At 65.3% G+C, this 18,122-nt stretch carries 12 protein-coding genes; all 12 read left to right on the top strand.

All coding sequences use genetic code 11. The annotated features are described in order from the left end of the window. The first annotated feature begins 47 nt into the window (after positions 1–47). Positions 48–233 (top strand): hypothetical protein, encoded by a 186-nt coding sequence (locus ACYVG8_RS10910; protein ID WP_028500672.1) that lies wholly within the window; start codon positions 48–50, stop codon positions 231–233. Positions 234–256: 23 nt separating this feature from the next. Next, positions 257–1,690, top strand: coding sequence for a dihydrolipoyl dehydrogenase (lpdA, locus tag ACYVG8_RS10905; RefSeq protein WP_107888683.1), 1,434 nt, complete (start codon positions 257–259; stop codon positions 1,688–1,690). 66 nt (positions 1,691–1,756) lie between these two features. Then, entirely contained in the window at positions 1,757–2,926 is a 1,170-nt protein-coding gene (gene sucC / locus ACYVG8_RS10900) for an ADP-forming succinate--CoA ligase subunit beta (protein ID WP_028500670.1), read from the top strand. Between the two features lie 27 nt (positions 2,927–2,953). Further along, positions 2,954–3,838, top strand: a complete 885-nt coding sequence (gene sucD, locus ACYVG8_RS10895; protein ID WP_028500669.1) for a succinate--CoA ligase subunit alpha — start codon at positions 2,954–2,956, stop codon at positions 3,836–3,838. A 110-nt stretch (positions 3,839–3,948) separates the two neighbouring features. Beyond that, positions 3,949–4,485 carry a type II secretion system protein gene (locus ACYVG8_RS10890; RefSeq protein WP_028500668.1) on the top strand — a complete coding sequence of 179 codons (537 nt, stop codon included), beginning with the start codon at positions 3,949–3,951 and terminating at the stop codon, positions 4,483–4,485. 80 nt (positions 4,486–4,565) lie between these two features. Beyond that, a complete protein-coding gene (rlmM, locus tag ACYVG8_RS10885; protein WP_028500667.1) occupies positions 4,566–5,642 on the top strand; it encodes a 23S rRNA (cytidine(2498)-2'-O)-methyltransferase RlmM in 1,077 nt (358 codons plus the stop codon). Between the two features lie 89 nt (positions 5,643–5,731). After that, on the top strand, positions 5,732–6,640 hold the full coding sequence (locus ACYVG8_RS10880) for an ABC transporter ATP-binding protein (protein WP_460745795.1): 909 nt from the start codon (positions 5,732–5,734) through the stop codon (positions 6,638–6,640). A gap of 3 nt (positions 6,641–6,643) precedes the next feature. Next, positions 6,644–7,399 carry an ABC transporter permease gene (locus tag ACYVG8_RS10875; protein WP_028500665.1) on the top strand — a complete coding sequence of 252 codons (756 nt, stop codon included), beginning with the start codon at positions 6,644–6,646 and terminating at the stop codon, positions 7,397–7,399. A gap of 5 nt (positions 7,400–7,404) precedes the next feature. Then, the gene (locus ACYVG8_RS10870; protein WP_028500664.1) at positions 7,405–7,641 is read left to right on the top strand and encodes a BolA family protein; all 237 of its coding nucleotides are present in this window, start codon (positions 7,405–7,407) and stop codon (positions 7,639–7,641) included. Then, positions 7,641–8,891, top strand: coding sequence for a UDP-N-acetylglucosamine 1-carboxyvinyltransferase (gene murA, locus ACYVG8_RS10865; RefSeq protein ID WP_028500663.1), 1,251 nt, complete (start codon positions 7,641–7,643; stop codon positions 8,889–8,891). The genes ACYVG8_RS10870 and murA overlap by 1 nt, the downstream gene beginning before the upstream one ends. Positions 8,892–9,209: 318 nt before the next feature. Then, positions 9,210–13,319 carry an autotransporter domain-containing protein gene (locus ACYVG8_RS10860; RefSeq protein WP_460745793.1) on the top strand — a complete coding sequence of 1,370 codons (4,110 nt, stop codon included), beginning with the start codon at positions 9,210–9,212 and terminating at the stop codon, positions 13,317–13,319. A 475-nt stretch (positions 13,320–13,794) separates the two neighbouring features. Continuing rightward, positions 13,795–18,122, top strand: a 4,328-nt coding sequence (locus tag ACYVG8_RS10855) for a hypothetical protein (RefSeq protein ID WP_460745792.1), incomplete at its 3' end; no start/stop codon positions are given.

The following is an 18,122-nucleotide window of genomic DNA, read 5'->3' as shown; positions in this document are numbered from 1 at the left end:
GGTGCTTTCGCGGGGCTTCGGCCCCGCTGTCACGGAAGGGCATTGCAATGAACAACCAGTTTTACGGTATCGCTTTCATCGCCGGCGGCATCGGCATCCTCGCACTGCGCTACGCGGCGTGGAAACGCGGCCGCAAGGAACGCGACCTGTTCACCTCGCTCGGCGCCATTGTCGTCGGGCTGATGGTGATCGGGTTTGGCGTGCTGATGCTGATGGTTCCTGCGCATGCCTGACCGCAGCTCATAACGGAGATTCCATGAGCCAACAATTCGACGTCGTCGTCATCGGTGGCGGCCCCGGCGGGTATGTCGCCGCCATCCGTGCCGCGCAGCTCGGCTTCAACACCGCCTGCGTTGATGCTTTCAAGAACCCGGAAGGCAAGCCGAGCCTCGGCGGCACCTGCCTGAACGTCGGCTGCATCCCGTCCAAGGCGCTGCTGCAGTCGTCGGAAAACTACCACGCGGTCCAGCATGACTTTGCCGCCCACGGCATCAGCGTCTCCGGCGCGAAGATGGACGTCGGCACCATGCTGAAGCGCAAGGAAGGCATCATCGGCAAGAACGCCGGCGGCATTGCCTTCCTGTTCAAGAAGAACAAGGTCGCCAACGTGCACGGCCTGGGCGCGCTGAAGGGCCGCACGGGCGAGCGCTGGGTGATCGAGGTGACCGACAACGGCGCCGTGGTCGACACGCTGGAAGCCACCCACGTGATCCTGGCGACCGGTTCCACCCCGCGTCCGCTGCCGGGCGTCGCCATCGACAACAACCTGGTGCTCGACAATGCCGGCGCGCTGGCGCTGACCGCGACGCCGAAGCGTCTGGGCGTGATCGGCTCCGGTGTGATCGGTCTGGAAATGGGCAGCGTGTGGAAGCGCCTCGGCGCCGAAGTGACCATCCTCGAAGCGATGCCGACCTTCCTCGCCGCAGCCGACCAGCAGATCGCCAAGGAAGCGTTCAAGACGCTGACCCGCGACACCGGCCTCGACATCCAGCTCGGCGTGAAGATCGGCGAGATCAAGACCGGCAAGAAGTCGGTCACGGTCGCCTACGAGATCAACGGCGAGAAGAAGAGTGCCGAGTTCGACAAGCTGATCGTGTCGATCGGCCGCCTGCCGAACACCGCCGGCCTCGGTGCCGAAGCGGTCGGCCTGCAGATCGACGAGCGCGGCTTTGTCGTGGTCGACGACAACTGCCATACCAACCTGCCGAACATGTGGGCGGTCGGTGACGTGGTGCGCGGTCCGATGCTGGCGCACAAGGCCAGCGAAGAAGGTGTGGCGGTCGCCGAGCGCATCGCCGGCCAGAAACCGCATATTGATTTCAACGCGATTCCGTGGGTGATCTACACTTCGCCGGAAATCGCCTGGGTCGGCAAGACCGAAGAGCAGTTGAAAAAAGACGGCATCGAATACAAGAAGGGCACGTCCGGCTTCGCCGCCAATGGCCGTGCACTGGGTCTGGGCATGGCTGCCGGCACCGTCAAGGTGCTGGCCGATGCGAAGACCGACCGTATTCTCGGCGTGCACATCATCGGCCCGTTCGCCAGCGAGCTGATTGCCGAAGCCGTCGTGGCCATGGAGTTCGCGGCGTCGAGCGAGGATATCGCCCGCATCGTCCACGCGCATCCGAGCCTGAGTGAAGTGCTGCACGAGGCATGCCTCGCCGCCGACAAGCGCGCGCTGCATGGCTGATTGACACGGTCGCCCGGATGCCCGGGCGACCGATAGACGAATTTCCTACCTGCAAGGGAAACACGAATGAACCTGCACGAATACCAAGCAAAAGCGCTGCTGGCCAAGTACGGCCTGCCGGTGCAACAGGGCGTGCTCGCCGCAACGCCGGAAGAAGCCGCTGTCGCCTTTGATCAGCTCGGAGGCAAATTCGCCGTCATCAAGGCGCAAGTGCATGCCGGCGGTCGCGGCAAGGCCGGTGGCGTCAAGGTGGTGAAGAGCCGCGAGGAAGCGGCCGATATCGCCCGCGGCCTGATCGGCACCAACCTGGTCACCTACCAGACCGACGCCAATGGCCAGCCGGTCAACTCGGTGCTGGTGTGCGAAGACATGTACCCGGTCCAGCGCGAGCTGTACCTGGGCGCCGTGGTCGACCGTTCGAGCCGTCGCGTGACCTTCATGGCCTCGACCGAAGGTGGCGTCGAAATCGAAGAAGTCGCCCACAACACCCCGGAAAAAATCCTCAAGGTCACGGTCGACCCGCTGGTTGGCCTGCTGCCGTTCCAGGCACGTGAAGTGGCGTTCGCCCTTGGCCTCGAAGGCAAGCAGATCAACGAATTCGCCAGACTGATGACCGGCGCGTACAACGCCTTCGTCGAAAACGACTTCGCGCTGTTCGAGATCAACCCGCTGGCGATCCGCGGCGACGGCAGCCTGTGCTGCGTCGACGCCAAGGTCGGCATCGACTCCAACGCGCTGTACCGCCTGCCGGAAGTCGCCGCACTGCGCGACAAGTCGCAGGAAAACGAGCGTGAACTGAAGGCGTCCGAGTTCGACCTGAACTACGTCGCGCTGGAAGGCAACATCGGCTGCATGGTGAACGGCGCCGGCCTGGCGATGGCCACCATGGACATCATCAAGCTGTACGGCGGCCAGCCGGCCAACTTCCTCGACGTCGGCGGCGGCGCCACCAAGGACCGCGTGATCGAAGCGTTCAAGCTGATCCTGGCCGACCCGTCGGTGCAGGGCGTGCTGATCAACATCTTCGGCGGCATCGTGCGTTGCGACATGATCGCCGAAGCCATCATCGCCGCGGTCAAGGAAGTCAACGTGACGGTGCCGGTCGTGGTTCGCCTCGAAGGCAACAACGCCGAACTGGGTGCCAGGCTGCTGAACGAGTCCGGCCTGAAGCTGACCTCGGCCCAGGGCCTCGCCGACGCCGCGCAGAAGATCGTCGCCGCCGTCCAGGCCGCGTAACCCAGCACAGAAAATCAGGAGTCAACCATGAGTGTATTGGTCAACAAAGACACCAAAGTGCTGGTGCAGGGCTTTACCGGCAAGAACGGCACTTTCCACTCCGAGCAGGCGCTGGCCTACGGCACCAAGGTCGTCGGCGGCGTGACCCCGGGCAAGGGCGGCAGCCAGCACCTCGGCCTGCCGGTGTTCAATACCATGAAGGACGCCGTGCGCGAGACCCAGGCTGACGCCTCGGTCATCTACGTGCCGGCGCCGTTCGTACTGGATTCGATCATCGAAGCCGTCGATGCCGGCGTGAAGCTGATCGTCACCATCACCGAAGGCGTGCCGACACTGGACATGCTGAAGGTCAAGCGCTACGTCGAAGCCAGCGGCGCACGACTGATCGGCCCGAACTGCCCCGGCATCATCACCCCGGGCGAATGCAAGATCGGCATCATGCCGGGACACATTCACCTGCCGGGCAAGATCGGCATCGTGTCGCGTTCGGGCACGCTGACCTATGAAGCCGTGGCGCAGACCACCGTCACCGGCCTCGGCCAGTCGACCTGCATCGGCATCGGTGGCGACCCGATCCCGGGTACCAGCCACATCGACGCGCTGGAACTGTTCCAGAACGACCCGCAGACCGAAGCGATCATCATGATCGGCGAAATCGGCGGCACCGCCGAAGAAGAAGCTGCCGAATACGCGAAGTCCAACGTGACCAAGCCGATCGTCGGTTACATCGCCGGCGTGACGGCGCCGAAGGGCAAGCGCATGGGCCACGCCGGTGCGATCATCTCCGGTGGCAAGGGCACGGCGGAAGAAAAGTTCGCCGCGTTCGAGAAGGCCGGCATCCGCTACACCCGCAGCCCGGCAGAACTTGGCTCGACCATGGTCGCGCTGCTGAAGGAAAAGGGCATGCTGTAAGCAGCTCCTGATTCCCGTTGGTAAAAACGCCACGCTTCCGCGTGGCGTTTTTTGTTTTCGTCCCGTTGGCGTGTAGCGTGACCCGGTGGTCAATGGGAGGGAGAACGGCGATGAAGCAGCAGGGGTTCACCCTGATCGAACTGGCCATTGCGCTGGCCGTGGTCGGGCTGATTATCGGCATGGGCTTCAAGGGCCGCGACCTGATCGACAGCACCCGCGTGCGCAGCATGCAGGCGCAGGTGCTGCGCATCGGCACGGCGCTGCAGGTCTATCGGGAGAAGTACGACCGCCTGCCCGGCGATGGCTGCGATGAGAGCATGAAGTGCCAGGGCGGCAACGGGCTGCTCGATGCGGATGAGGCCAGACGGGCGTGGACTGCCCTGGCCAGCAGCGGCATCCTCAACCTGTCCGAGCGCAATGCGGCACCGGGCGGGCAGTGGGTGCTGCGCCCGGCCGATGGCGAGCTGTGGCTGGATCTGGCGGTCGACCGGCGCTTCGCCTGCCAGCTGGACCGGCTGATGGATGATGGCGGGTCGACGACCGGGCTGGTGCAGCATCGGGGTGACGGCGCCACCGGCTGGAGGGTGGCAGATGACTGCTGGGCACTGGCCAGACAGGGCACGGTGACCGCCCGCGTCATGCCGTGATCGTGCCGGCGACAGCAAAGGGCTTTGACATCCGCGCGCCGGACCGTTAAAACACCGGCCTTCTTTCCGAGGTCGCCGTCATGTCCGCACCCGCAGTCCGTTATCTGTTGCAAACCCGCGCCGGCTTCGAGCGCGACGCCTGGCAGGAAGTCGAGCCGTGGCTGCTCGAGCGCGGCGTCGAGACCCGGCTGGCCGAACTGGTCGAACAGGGCGGTTTCCTGCTGGTCGACGCGGCCGACAGCCAGCCGGCGCTGAACTGGAGCACGCTGGCCTTTACCCGTCAGCTGTGCCGGGTGGTGGCCGATGTCGAACTGGGCGAGCGTGACCGGCTGACGCCGCTGCTGGCTGCGCTGCGCAGCCGCGGCACGCCGTTCGGCTCGGTATGGCTCGAGGTACCGGATACCAATGACGGCAAGTCGCTGTCCGGCTTTACCCGCAAATTCCAGCCGCTGCTGGAAGAAGGCCTGACCGCCGCCGGCCTGCTCGATACCGGTTCGCGCCGGCGCCTGCATGTGTACTTCCCGCACAAGGGGCGGGCGATTCTCGGCGTCAGCCAGGGGGACGAGGCGGCGCCGTGGCCGATGGGCATCCTGCGGCTGCGGATGCCGGCCGAGGCGCCGAGCCGCTCGACACTGAAGCTGGCGGAAGCGTTCGAGGTATTCCTTGGCCGCGATGGTCAGCGCGACCGGCTGAAGGAGGGCATGACCGCCGTCGATCTCGGCGCGGCGCCCGGCGGCTGGACCTGGCAATTGATCCGGCGCGGGATCAAGACCTATGCGATCGACAATGGGCCGATGAAGGGCGCCTGCGATGGACACCCGCTGGTCAAGCACCTGCGTGCGGACGGCTTCCGCTACCGGCCGCAGCATCCGGTCGACTGGCTGGTCTGCGACATGGTCGAACAGCCGGCCCGGGTGTCGGACCTGATTGCTGCCTGGTTCGTCGGCGGCCTGACCCGGCAGGCAATCTTCAACCTGAAGCTGCCGATGAAGAAGCGGGCACTGGCGCTGCGCGACGCGCTCGACCGGATTGGCGACGCGCTCGACGCGGCGGAAATCCGCCATACCGTCGCGGTCAAGCAGCTGTACCACGATCGCGAGGAAGTCACGGTCTACCTGGCGCGGGTCGGCGGGAAAACGCGCGGCAAGCGCGGCTGACCGACGGCAGGGGCGGCCGGTGGTGGATGCACGGGCGCCGGGGATAACTTGCGATATACTCACGCCTTTTTCCGCCCTTGCAATCCGCCATGCCGGCCATCGAAATCCAGTCCGTCAGCAAGACCTACGGCAAATTCACCGCACTCGACGACGTCAGCCTGACGATCGGCGAAGGGGAATTCTTCGCCCTGCTCGGTCCCAACGGGGCCGGCAAGACCACGCTGATCTCCTGTCTGTCGGGCATTGCCCGCCCGACGCGCGGCACGATCAGCGTCATGGGCCACGATGTGGTCCGCGACTACCGCAAGGCGCGGCGCGCGCTGGGCGTGGTGCCGCAGGAACTGGTGTTCGACCCGTTCTTCAACGTGCGTGAAACCCTGGTGTTCCAGTCCGGTTATTTCGGTCTGAAGCACAACGACGCATGGATCGACGAAATTCTCGACAAGCTTGGCCTGACCGACAAGGCCGACGCCAACATGCGCGCACTGTCCGGCGGGATGAAGCGGCGGGTCATGGTCGCGCAGGCGCTGGTGCACCGGCCGCCGGTCATCGTGCTGGACGAGCCGACTGCAGGTGTCGACGTTGAATTGCGCCAGAGCCTGTGGGCCTTCGTCCAGTCGCTGAACAGTGCCGGCCACACCATCGTGCTGACCACCCATTACCTGGAAGAAGCCCAGGAGCTGTGCGGTCGCATCGCCATGCTGAAAGCCGGCCGGATCATCGCACTTGAGGACAAGGACCGGCTGCTGGCGCGCGAGGACGAACGGCGGGTCACACTGCGGCTGCTGCCGGCGCCGGAACGCCTGCCCGACATGCTGCGCCCGCTGGTGGTGACGCGCGAAAACGAAGACGTCACGCTGCGGCTGCCCGACTACGCGTCGCTGGAGCAGGTGCTGGCCGCGCTGCGCATCGAAGGCATAAAGGTACAGGGGCTGTTCTCGCGGGAAACCGATCTCGAGGATATTTTCGTCAAGATGATGCACGCTCAGGGGGTGTGACACATGTACGGCTTCGTCACCCTGTTCAAGAAGGAAATCCTTCGTTTCTGGAAGGTGGCCTTCCAGACCGTCGCCGCGCCGGTACTGACCGCGCTGCTGTATCTGCTGGTGTTCTCGCACGCGCTGTCCGGGCGGGTCGACGTCTATCCGGGCGTCAGCTACGTGATGTTCCTTATTCCCGGGCTGATGATGATGTCGATGCTGCAAAACGCTTTTTCCAATAGCTCGTCCAGCCTGATCCAGAGCAAAATCACCGGCAATCTGGTCTTCATCCTGCTGCCGCCGCTGTCGCATATGGAAATCTTCTCCGCCTACCTGCTGGCCTCGGTCGTGCGCGGCCTGCTGGTCGGCGCCGGCGTGTGGCTGGTGACACTGTGGGCCGGCTTCCCGCCGATTGCGCATCCGCTGTGGCTGCTGGCCTTTGCCGTGCTCGGCTGCGGCATCCTCGGTGCACTGGGCATCATCGCCGGGGTCTGGGCCGACAAATTCGACCAGCTGGCCTCGTTCCAGAACTTCATCATCATGCCGCTGACCTTCCTGTCCGGCGTGTTCTACTCCGTGCACAGCCTGCCGCCGTTCTGGTACGCGGTGTCGCACCTGAATCCGGTTTTTTACATGATCGACGGCTTCCGCTTCGGCTTCTTCGGCCATGGCGACGTCGATCCGTCGTTGAGTTTCGCCGTGGTGGCGACCGCCTTCGTGCTGGTGTCGGCCATTACGCTCAGACTATTGCAATCCGGTTACAAATTGAGGCGCTAACAACCATGGTGACACCTGATCAGATCAAGCAATACATTGAGGCCGGCCTCGACTGTACCGTGCTGGAAGTGCAGGGCGATGGCCACCACTTCGACGCCGTGATCGTCAGCCCGGGTTTCTCCGGCAAATCCCGCGTGGCCCAGCACCAGCTGGTCTACAAGGTGCTTGGCGACCGCATGCGCGAAGAAATCCACGCCCTGTCGATGAAAACCTTTTCCCCTGAAGAGTGGGCCGCCCGCTGATGGACAAACTGAAACTGACCGGCAACGGTCCGCTGAACGGCGAAATCACTGTTTCCGGCGCCAAGAATGCGGCGCTGCCGATCCTGTGCGCATCGCTGCTGACCGCTGACACCCTGTACCTGAGCAACGTGCCGCAACTGCGCGACGTGCTGACCACGCAGAAACTGCTGCAGGGCATGGGCGCGCGGGTCATGACCGACAACGTCTGCGAGCTCGAGATCACGGCCAGCCACATCGACAACCTGGTCGCGCCGTACGAACTGGTCAAGACCATGCGCGCCTCGATCCTGGTGCTCGGCCCGACCCTGGCCCGCTTTGGCGAAGCCAGCGTCAGCCTGCCCGGCGGCTGCGCGATCGGCTCGCGCCCGGTCGACCAGCACATCAAGGGCCTGGAAGCGATGGGCGCCGAGATCGTGATCGAGCACGGCTACGTGAAGGCACGCGGCCGGCTCAAGGGGGCCCGCATCACCATGGACATGGTCACCGTGACCGGCACCGAGAACCTGCTGATGGCGGCGACGCTGGCCGAAGGCACCACCATCCTCGAAAACGCCGCCCGCGAACCGGAAATCACCGACCTCGCGGTCTGCCTGAACAAGATGGGCGCGCGCATCCGCGGTCTCGGCACCGACACCCTGACCATCGACGGCGTCGAACGCCTGCACGGTGCGCATCACGCCGTGATGCCGGACCGGATCGAAGCCGGCACCTTCCTCGTCGCCGGCGCCATGACCCGGGGCAAGATCCTGCTGCGCAACGCCCGCGCCGTGGATCTGGAAGCCGTACTGGACAAGCTGGTCGAGTGCGGCGCCGTGATCGAGGCCGGCGACGACTGGATCTCGCTGGACATGAAGCAGCGGCCGAAGGCAGTCAGCCTGTGCACATTGCCGCATCCGGCCTTCCCGACCGACATGCAGGCGCAGTTCATGGCGCTGAACAGCATCGCCGACGGCGTGTCGACCATTACCGAGACCATCTTCGAGAACCGTTTCATGCACGTGTCCGAACTGGCGCGCATGGGCGCACGCATCGAAGTGGACGGCAATACCGCCACCGTGACCGGCGTCGAACGGCTGTCCGGCACCACGGTGATGGCGACCGACCTGCGTGCTTCGGCCAGCCTGGTGATCGCCGGCCTGGTAGCCGATGGTGAAACCCTGGTCGACCGCATCTACCACCTCGACCGCGGCTACGAGAATATCGAAAAGAAGCTGGGTGCCGTTGGCGCGAAGATCGAGCGCATCAGCTGATCGGGCTGCACGAAAGCAGGAAACCCCGGACCGGCATCGCCGCTCCGGGGTTTTTCATGCCGGCCCCATCCGGTCCGGCGATTCCCGGGCCCGGCAACAAGTCGGCACAGCCTGCCCCGCACACGGCTATTTCTGGTGTAAGTAATTTCTTATTGTTGTTTAAGTTTTTTCTTGGTTATTTGCAGTAATTTCAATGGGTTGAGTGCGTAAAGTTTGCGGGGGGAGGGCCGATCCAGTTGAGAGGTTCTTCATTCTGGAAACGACACGATGCGTCCTGTGTACTATCGCCTGCAAGCTCTCGGGCGGCAGCAATCTTTCATGCGCATGCGCGCTTGCCGGCTGAGTCTGAGCCGCTGGCTGCGGCAACTGCTGACGACTTTTTACCGCGCGAGCGGACTGGTGGTCGTGGCAGCCTTCTCCTTCGGCCCTTCGATGGCGGAAGCCAGGGAGAACGCCGAGGAAGTCTCCTCTTCCGGCCGGCGCGGCCGCAGCCATCAGAGCGAAGGGCTGCTGGATGAAGTCTGGACCTTGCCGGAAGACCCGTGTCCGGACGAGGATGATCTGTCGGGCCGCTGTGGCCGCGGACCGGAAACCGTGGATGAGACCGGGGCCGGACCGTTGCCGCTGACGGACCTGGCGCCGCCTGCCATTGCCGGCGTGGCGGCACTGTCCGCGCTGGTGATGACGCGAAACGGTGAGGGCGGCAGCTCTCCGGCGGCGCCTGCCGCGACTGCCGTGCCCCCATCTTCCACGCCGCCGCCGGCCTCGCCATCGCCAGTGTCATCCCCGTCTCCGGCTGGAGGGGCAAACGTGTCCCTTCCTGCGTCGTCACAGCCGACCGTGGATTCGCCACGGCCGCTGGTTGCATCATCACTGCGCGCGGTGCCGCAGTCCGATGCATCGTCCCCGCCGTCCCGTGACTTGCTGCCGCAGCCGGTCGCGTCGCCGCTTCGGTCTTCCATTCCACCGGCAGACGTCGCTGCGCGCACCGGCCCCCAGTCCGGACTGGACCTGCACGGCCAGCGGCTTCTGCTCGGCAGTGGCATTCAGAACAACACCTCCGTCTTGAGAGCGGGGGCGCTGTCGCTGGCGGAGAACACCGTTTTCACCAACACCGGCATCATCGACGATGTGGTGCTGGCGGTCGATGGCGGCAAGCTGTACAACGCCGCCGGAGCGGACATGACACTGGCGTCGTCGGGCAGCAGCCAGTTTCGTGGCGGCTCCCGCATTGTCAACGAAGGCACGCTGACCCTGTCCCGTGCGCTTTCCGGCAGTGGCGTGCTGCTGAACCGGCCAGACGCCCTCATGCGTCTGAGCGGCGCCGGCGAAGTGCATTCCAGCCGCGCCGGTTCGTTCATCAACCAGGGCGACATTCAGGCGAGCGGGGCGACCGCGGATGGCCGGAGCCGGGCGATTTTCGTTGACGGCTGGTCCCACGGCGCCGGATTGACGCTCAACACCGGATCGATGCGGGCGAGTGGCGGGTATGGCGTGATGGCGACCGGCAGCCGCATGCAGCAGGAAGGGCGCAATGTGTTCGTCAATCGCGGCGACATCGATTTCAGCGCAGAAGCAGGCGCGACCCGGGCCCTGCACGTGAAAGCGCATCATCGCGGTCACGACCTGCTTAACGATACGGGAGGCGTCATCACCGTACGGGGTGATAATGCCGTTGCCATGCAGAGCGACAGTGATTCGCAGATAGTGAATCGCGGCACCATCAATCTGGGCGACAAGGGCGACAGCGGACGCGGCATGGTGGCCATGGTGCTGGGCAATGCCGCCAGCGGTGCCATTGTCAACGATACGGGCGGGGTGATCTCGATCCGGGCGAAGGCATCGTACGCATTCCGGGTCGATGGCAGTGCCGGCATGCTGATCAACCGGGGCGAGGTCAGGCTGGACTGTGGCGACGGCAGTTGTGGCATTTTTGCTGACAATTACAGCCGTGCGCGTGACGCCAGCGGTAGCGCCGCCGATGCCGGTTTCGCGTTCCAGCACCGGATCGGCGAAGCGATGTCGGCGACGCTGGCTGCCCTGACGTCGCCGCCCGGCGATGCGCAATGGCGTGAGCAGATCGCGGCAGAGGCCGCCGGTCGACAGCCCGCAGGCGGCCGGATGCCGCTGTCCTCTCCCCCGTGCGACCTGCGCGGCCAGCAACTGCTGGTCGATTACCAGCGCCAGCTCACTCATGCCGATACCCTGCAGAACGGTAGCTTGCTGGTCGCCAGCAAGGCGACATTCAGCAACCGCGGTGCGCTTGAGCGCGTTGCACTGGATGTGACCGGCACGGCGGACAACCAGTCCGGCGGTCACATCGTGCTTGACGCCCCCGCCCGGATCCGCGGCCAGTTCAGCAACCAGAGCGGTGGCGACGTGCGACTGCACAGGGAGGGTACATTCCACTACCGGCAGGGCGGCTCGTTTGCCAATCACGGCACGATCGTGGCGACGCAGGCCGCGCCGGACCCGTCCGGGCGGGCAATCCTCGACGAGGGCGGCACGCCTGACGGACTGCGGATCAATACCGGCACCCTGAGTGCGGATGGTGGGTATGGCGTGATGAAGACCCGGTCGGCCATGGCGGCCGGGCGCAATGTATTCGTCAACCGCGGCGGCATCGGTTTCGCGGCCGGGAACGGTGCGGCCCGGGCGCTGCAGGTCGGCACGTCGCATACCGGTCACGATCTGCTCAACGACCGTGATGGCGTGATTGCCGTGAGCGGCGACAATGCCGTGGCAATGTACAGCGACAGCGACTCGTTCATGGTGAACCGCGGCACATTGCGCCTCGGGGAGCGGGGGACGCGCGATACCGGCATGGTTGCCATGGCACTGGGCCGGAATGCGACCGGCACGATCGTCAACGATGTCGGTGGCGTGATCGACATCCGGGCCAGGGAATCGTATGCCTTCCGTATCGAAGGGGATGACGGTCACCTGGTCAATCGCGGTACCGTGCGCCTGGACTGTGGCGATGGCAGTTGCGGCGTGTTTCGCGACGCCGGCACCGCCGCCCGGGATGCCGGCGGCACGGCGGTCGATCGTGAGCGGGTCAATCCGGCCCGCCTCCAGCAGGCGCTGGACGAGGACCGGCCGCGTCGCGCGGCGGCCCCGCTGAACGGCTATGTGGTCGGCACCTTGCCGGACGGCAGCGCCGGTACCCTGTCCGGCTCACACCTCGATGCGCGGGGCGTGATGATCGATACCGGCTTCACCGCCGGCACGGCGGCGCGCGAAGCCACGTTCGACAAGGTGCTGCGGGGGGAGCGGATCGACGGCATTGACGGCATTGCTTCGCGGACTGCCGTATGGCAGGCACAGGCGCATCGCGATGGCGACGGTGATGTCGGCGTCACCCTGAGCAAGAACGACTACCGCGAGCTGGTCAGCGACAGCGCATTGCGGCCGGTGGCCGCCGCGCTGGAACGCGGCTACGACGGACGCGCCCTGTATCGCAGCCTGGAACTGGGCAGCGCGGCGGAAATCACGGATGCCGTGCGCCAGCTGTCCGGCGCCGGTCTCGACCGGGCGCTGCGTCCGCTGCAGAGGCTGGAACCGCGCTTCGACCGGATGGCCGATGCCGCCCGGCCGGATGCCGCCGGCTTCAGCTTCTCCCTGCTCGGGCACGGCGAGCCCGGCTCGCGCCTGGGAGAGGTATCACATGACATGGCCGTGGTCGGCCAGCGCATCGGGCTGGGACCGGATGACCGGATCGATGTGCGCTATGGCATCGCCAGTCTCAAACCGCAGGCGGGAGCCGGCCGCAACGGCCCCGACGGCATCAGCCAGGTATTTGCGCTGGACCATGCCCGCGTGCTGGGACGCGGAGTCAGAATGGAAAGCCGTGTCCGCTACCTTCAGCACCAACTGAATACCCAGCGAACGCTGCGCTACGGCAGCGTCGACGAGCAGGCCAGTGCCAGCCATCGGCGCGACCAGTTCAGCGGGCAGGCAATTCTGGTGCAGTCGCTGCCGGTGGCGGACGGGCTGACGCTGGAGCCCTCGTTCGGCATGCGCTGGCGTCACCAGCGCGACGCGGCACTGGAAGAACGCGGTGCGGGCGACTACGGCTTGAGCCTGTCGTCGCAACGCCAGACGGCGCTGGATGGCGTACTGGGACTGCGGATTGGCTACGACGGCGTTCATCCCGGCACCGGCCGCGGGTGGCGCGTCGATGCCGCCCTGAATGTCCGCCCGCTCCTGTATCGGCAGCGCGGGGAGCGGATGGCACGGCTGAACGGCGCCCCCGATGCCCGCTTTGCCTTGCCGTCCACGAACGATGACGGCAGCGCAGCCCATGACGGGCAGCTGGGCCTTCGTTACCAGGGGCAGGCGGGGCGCTTCAGCCTCAATGCCTACATCGGCCGTGAGGGGGCCGCTCGCGACAGGGGGGTGAGTATCGATTACCAGTATGCGTTCTGACCGGCGAGGCAGATTCGGAAAAGGGAGAAACAGCCGGCCATTTCCATGGCGCCCAATGGATTATTCCTGCTTTTGGCGGGGATATTTATAGGGTCATTCATGGAATAACTGCCTGTTAGTTTCGGCGCTTTCTTATGGAACCGGCTGGGGGACTGGATTGAAATGGGGGCTTGTGTTTATTCCGGACTGATGGGGCTCCCGCATGAATTCAACCTATGCTTATCCGAACGATACCGGCCTTCTCTCCCGCTGGCAGGGGGCCACCAGACCGCTCTCGTTTCTGCGAGGACTGAACACTTTCCTGGGAGCCGGTAGCGTGATGGCTGCCGTGATGATGGCCGGTGTGGTTCCGGCGGCCGAAGGGCGGGAACCGGCCACTACCTCCACGACCTGGAGGGGGATGGCACGGTCGGAGGACGTCGATGAGGAGGCGCGATGCCTTGCGGCAAGCCCGGCCGCTATCCCGTGCCGGTACATGTCGCTGGCCGCGTGGCCGGCGCACAGCGCATGGGGACAGGAAGGGGGCGTGGCCGGGGAGAAGTCGGGCTGGTTCGCCGGGAAGGGGCTGGTGCTGGCCGGAGTGGGCGGCTCCATTGCCCTGACCGCGCTGGCGCTGGCCAGCAGTGGCGCATCGGGTTCTCCCGACCGGGGGCGGGCAGCCACCACCGGCCCCGCTGCAGGCAAGCCTCCCGAGCCGGTTGCCCGGGTGGTTCCTTCCGGGGACATGTCGTCCCCATCTCCGGATATATCGTCTCCCCCCAACGACGTGCAGCCGCCCCCCAACGACGTGCAGCCGCCCCCCAATGACGTGCAGCCTCCTCCCAACGACGTGCAGCCGCCCCCCAGCGACGCGTTGCCTCCGCCTGTGACTTCGCTGCGGTCCGGTACACAGGCTCCGGTCATGGACCTGATGGGGCATCAATTGCGCCTTGTCGCCGGCGGGGAACTGGAGAACCCGGGTTATCTGCACAATGGCAAGCTTGAGATCGGGGACGGTAACGCATTCGTCAACACCGGGATCGTCGACGGGATCACGCTGGCCACAGCCAGGGGGGGCAGCACGACCAACAGGGGGGAGATGCGGCTGGAGCAGGGCGCCCGCCTGACCGGCACGTTGCTCAATGACACGCCTGGCCTGATCCGTCTGTCCGGGCTGGGCCATGTCGCGTATGAGGAGAACGGTTCCTTCATCAACCACGGGATGATCGTGGCGGACCAGACCAGCAGGCCGGATGACTTGCAGGCCATCTTCATGGACGGGCGCGGCGACGGCGACGGCCAGCAGATCAATACCGGGCGCCTGGTGGCCAGTGGCGGCTATGGCGTGATGACCACCACCATGCTGATGCGTACCTCGTCGAGCTATCACGAAAACCGGCGCAACCTGTTCATCAATCGCGGCAATATCCGCTTCACCGCCGACAAGGGCACACGGCATGCGCTCTTCGTGAAGGCGGGCCATGCCGGCCATGACGTGCTCAACGACGGCATCCTCACCGTGCTGGGGAATGGTGCGGTGGCAATGCGTACCGACAGCGAGTCCAGGCTGGTCAATCGCGGCATCATCAACCTGGGAGAGGAAGGCAGCACCGACAGCGGGCAGGTGGCCATGATGATGGGCAAGGATGCCATGTCGTCTGCCGTCATCCTCAACGACGAAAAGGGCGAGATCAACGTCTACAGCAGCAACTCTTACGCATTCGCCATTCTGGGTGATGATTTTTATCATAACCGGGTGCTGATAAACCGCGGCAAGGTCAACCTGCTCTGCAATGACAAGAGCTGCGGCACCTTCCGCCCGGGAACGGAAAAACAGGACAAGAGCGACAGATACCCGTCCCTCGTGCTGCCGGAGCGGCTGCGTGCCGAGCTGAAAAAAACGGAGCCATCCCGGGACACGTTGCCGGCAGGTACCGACCTGCCTCCCCTGCAGGCAAGCCCGGCCCCCACCGGCACGCTGGATCTGCAAGGGCACGTGCTGGACATTCAGGGCGGCCAGGCGCGAACGCAGTCCGGCCAGTTGTCCAACGGCGTGCTGAATGTGGCGACGCCGCTCAAGTTCCTCAACGCCGGCTCGGCCAGCAGGATGGGGGTGACGATCGGGGGCGAGCTGCGCAATGCCGGCGCGCTGGGCGTGGACCGGTCATCCTCGGTGTCCGGTCTGCTCCTCAACCGCGAGCGGGGCACGCTGCACCTGAGCGGGACGGGCAGCATCGGCTACCGGTACAACGGCTCGTTCTTCAACTACGGCCTTGTCACGGCCAGTGCTGCGGCGGTCGATGCCGAGGGACGCGCGCCGGTGATCTATCGCCGCCACGCCGCGTCGGACTCGACCGGGCGTGGCGTCAATCTGGGGACACTGACGGCGCAAGGCGGCTATGGCGTGATGGAAAGCCACGGCAGCATGACGACCCCGACCGGCAAGCCCGAGCGGCGCCATGTGTTCGTCAATCGCCGCAACATCGAGTTCACGGCTGCCGGCAATGCCCGGCGCGCGCTGAATGTCATGACTGGCCATCAGGGACATGACCTGTTCAACGCCGGCGTGATTACCGTGCATGGAGACGGGGCCGTGGCGATGTACAGCGACAGCGATTCCCAGATGATCAATGCCGGCACCATCAACCTGGGGGAAAAAGGCAGCAAGGCCCGCGGACAGTACGCGATGGTGCTGGGAAATCAGGCAACACAGAATGCCCTCATCGTCAATGCGCCGAAGGGGGTGATCAACGTCCACAGCGACGACTCGCATGCATTCCTGGTCGCGGCCGGGCGATTTGCCTTCCTGATGAACATGGGGGCAGTCAATCTGCTCTGCCCAAGCACGCGCTGCAGAACATACACGGACGACACGACGCGTGCCCACGACCGGTCCGAGTTTTATTCGCAGCGGGCCTATCATGCCGATCTGGCCGCGGAGGTGGACGGCATACGGGGCGGAATTGAAGATGGCGACCTGTCGCCGGACACAAATGGTGCAGGCCAGGTGCCAGCGCCAACCCGGGACTACAGCAATCTGCCGCGTACCGAACTGCCGGGCGGCCTGTGGAAGATCGACAGCCGGGGGAGTGTGCAGACTCACGACGGCGCCGTCGAATCCGGCCGCGTGGAGATCGTGGCCGGGACGTTGAACAACACCGGCCGCATGCAGCTGACATCGCTGACGATCGACAGTGACGGAAACCCGGTGCCGGCCGGCTTTTTCAATAACCACCGCCAGCTCAGTCTGAGCGCTTACTCTCCCGTGGATGGCACGCTGACCAACGAGAAGCACGCAACCCTCAACCTGACAGGCAGTGCCAGCATCGGGGTGTACCGGAATGGCTCGTTCGTCAACCATGGTTTTGTCATGGCCACGAGGCCCGCAGCCGGCGGCGACAAGGCGCCGGCGATCTACAAGGACGGCTGGTCGTTCGGCAAGGGCGTGACCCTGAATACCGGCAAACTGGTGGCGGACAGCGGCTACGGCGTGCTGGCGACATCGAGCGCCATGAACACGTCCGGCGGGCCGGCACGGAACCTGTTCGTCAACAGCGGTGAAATCCTGTTCACCGCGAGCAATGGCACGGTCAATGCCCTGCACGTGAAAACGCAGCACGACGGCCATGACCTGTTTAACGACGGCTACATCGTGCTGTTCGGCGACAAGGCCGTGGGCATGTACAGCGATGCCGATTCACAGCTGGTGAACCGTGGCACCATCACCCTGGCAGGTCAGGGCAGCGGCATGGTGGCGATGATGCTGGGCCCCAGGGCCAGCAGCCGGGCCGCCATCATCAATGAAGGCACCATCAGGATACGTGCCCGGCAGTCGCATGCCTTCCACCTGCAGGGAAGGGGCAAGCTGATCAACCGCGGCCGTGTCATTCTGGAGTGCGGCGATGACGGGGGCTGCGACACGTTCAAGGATCCGCATACCAGGCAGAGCGACAAGAGCGACACACCAGAGGCTGCCGGGCTGGTTTTCCAGCCGCGCATTGCCAAGGCCATCATGGATTCTGCCAGGGATTCTGGCGCCTCGCCGCAGGCCGGGACAAACCCGCTGGACCACTACCAGATCGGTACCAGCGCCAGCAGCGCCGGCACGCTGTCCGGCGATTATCTGGCGCTTGGTCACGACGTCCGCATCGATACCGGTTTTACTGCCGGCACATCGGCCAGACAGCAGGTCTATCCCAAGCTCGTCACCGGCAAGGGGCTGAGCGGCGCCGGCAATATCCGTTCGACCACCGTGGTCTGGGAGGCGCGGGGCTACCATGACAACGACGGCGATATCGGCGTCACCCTGGTCAAGAACGACTACCGCGACCTGATTGCCGACGCGTCGCTGGCACCGGTCGCCAGCGCCCTGGAGCGCAGCTACGGGCGCGGCAGACTGTTCTCCAGCCTGGAACTGCCGGGGCGTGAAGATTTTGCCCGCGCGCTGCGCCAGCTGTCCGGCGCCGGCTTTGACCGGTCACTGCGGGCCGTGCCCACGCTGGAACACCGTTTCGACCGGATGGCCGACAGCGTGGCCGAGGATGCCACCGGCTTCGGCTTCAGGCTGCTCGGGCGTGGCGAACGCGGCAGCCGGCTGGGTGCGTCAGCCTACGACATGGTCGCGCTGCAGCAGCGCTTTGCACCCGGCACGGCGCAACTGGCGGTGCGCTACGGTTTTGCCCGCGTGTCGCCGGGCAGCAGCAAGGACCGGGAGCAGGGACTGGACGGCAGCAGCCAGTACCTTGGCGCCCGCTATGCGCGGCCGCTGACGACCGGGCTGGCCGTGGAGGGCCACCTCGACTACTTCCTGCACCAGTACCGCAC

This window comes from Microvirgula curvata (assembly GCF_054781615.1).
This window is presented reverse-complemented; position numbering and strand designations above follow the sequence as displayed.

Bases quoted from the DNA above. Each gene is read 5' to 3' on its own strand.
- ACYVG8_RS10910 (WP_028500672.1), top strand. From the start codon at position 48: ATGAACAACCAGTTTTACGGTATCGCTTTCATCGCCGGCGGCATCGGC.
- lpdA (WP_107888683.1), top strand. From the start codon at position 257: ATGAGCCAACAATTCGACGTCGTCGTCATCGGTGGCGGCCCCGGCGGG.
- sucC (WP_028500670.1), top strand. From the start codon at position 1,757: ATGAACCTGCACGAATACCAAGCAAAAGCGCTGCTGGCCAAGTACGGC.
- sucD (WP_028500669.1), top strand. From the start codon at position 2,954: ATGAGTGTATTGGTCAACAAAGACACCAAAGTGCTGGTGCAGGGCTTT.
- ACYVG8_RS10890 (WP_028500668.1), top strand. From the start codon at position 3,949: ATGAAGCAGCAGGGGTTCACCCTGATCGAACTGGCCATTGCGCTGGCC.
- rlmM (WP_028500667.1), top strand. From the start codon at position 4,566: ATGTCCGCACCCGCAGTCCGTTATCTGTTGCAAACCCGCGCCGGCTTC.
- ACYVG8_RS10880 (WP_460745795.1), top strand. From the start codon at position 5,732: ATGCCGGCCATCGAAATCCAGTCCGTCAGCAAGACCTACGGCAAATTC.
- ACYVG8_RS10875 (WP_028500665.1), top strand. From the start codon at position 6,644: ATGTACGGCTTCGTCACCCTGTTCAAGAAGGAAATCCTTCGTTTCTGG.
- ACYVG8_RS10870 (WP_028500664.1), top strand. From the start codon at position 7,405: ATGGTGACACCTGATCAGATCAAGCAATACATTGAGGCCGGCCTCGAC.
- murA (WP_028500663.1), top strand. From the start codon at position 7,641: ATGGACAAACTGAAACTGACCGGCAACGGTCCGCTGAACGGCGAAATC.
- ACYVG8_RS10860 (WP_460745793.1), top strand. From the start codon at position 9,210: ATGCGCATGCGCGCTTGCCGGCTGAGTCTGAGCCGCTGGCTGCGGCAA.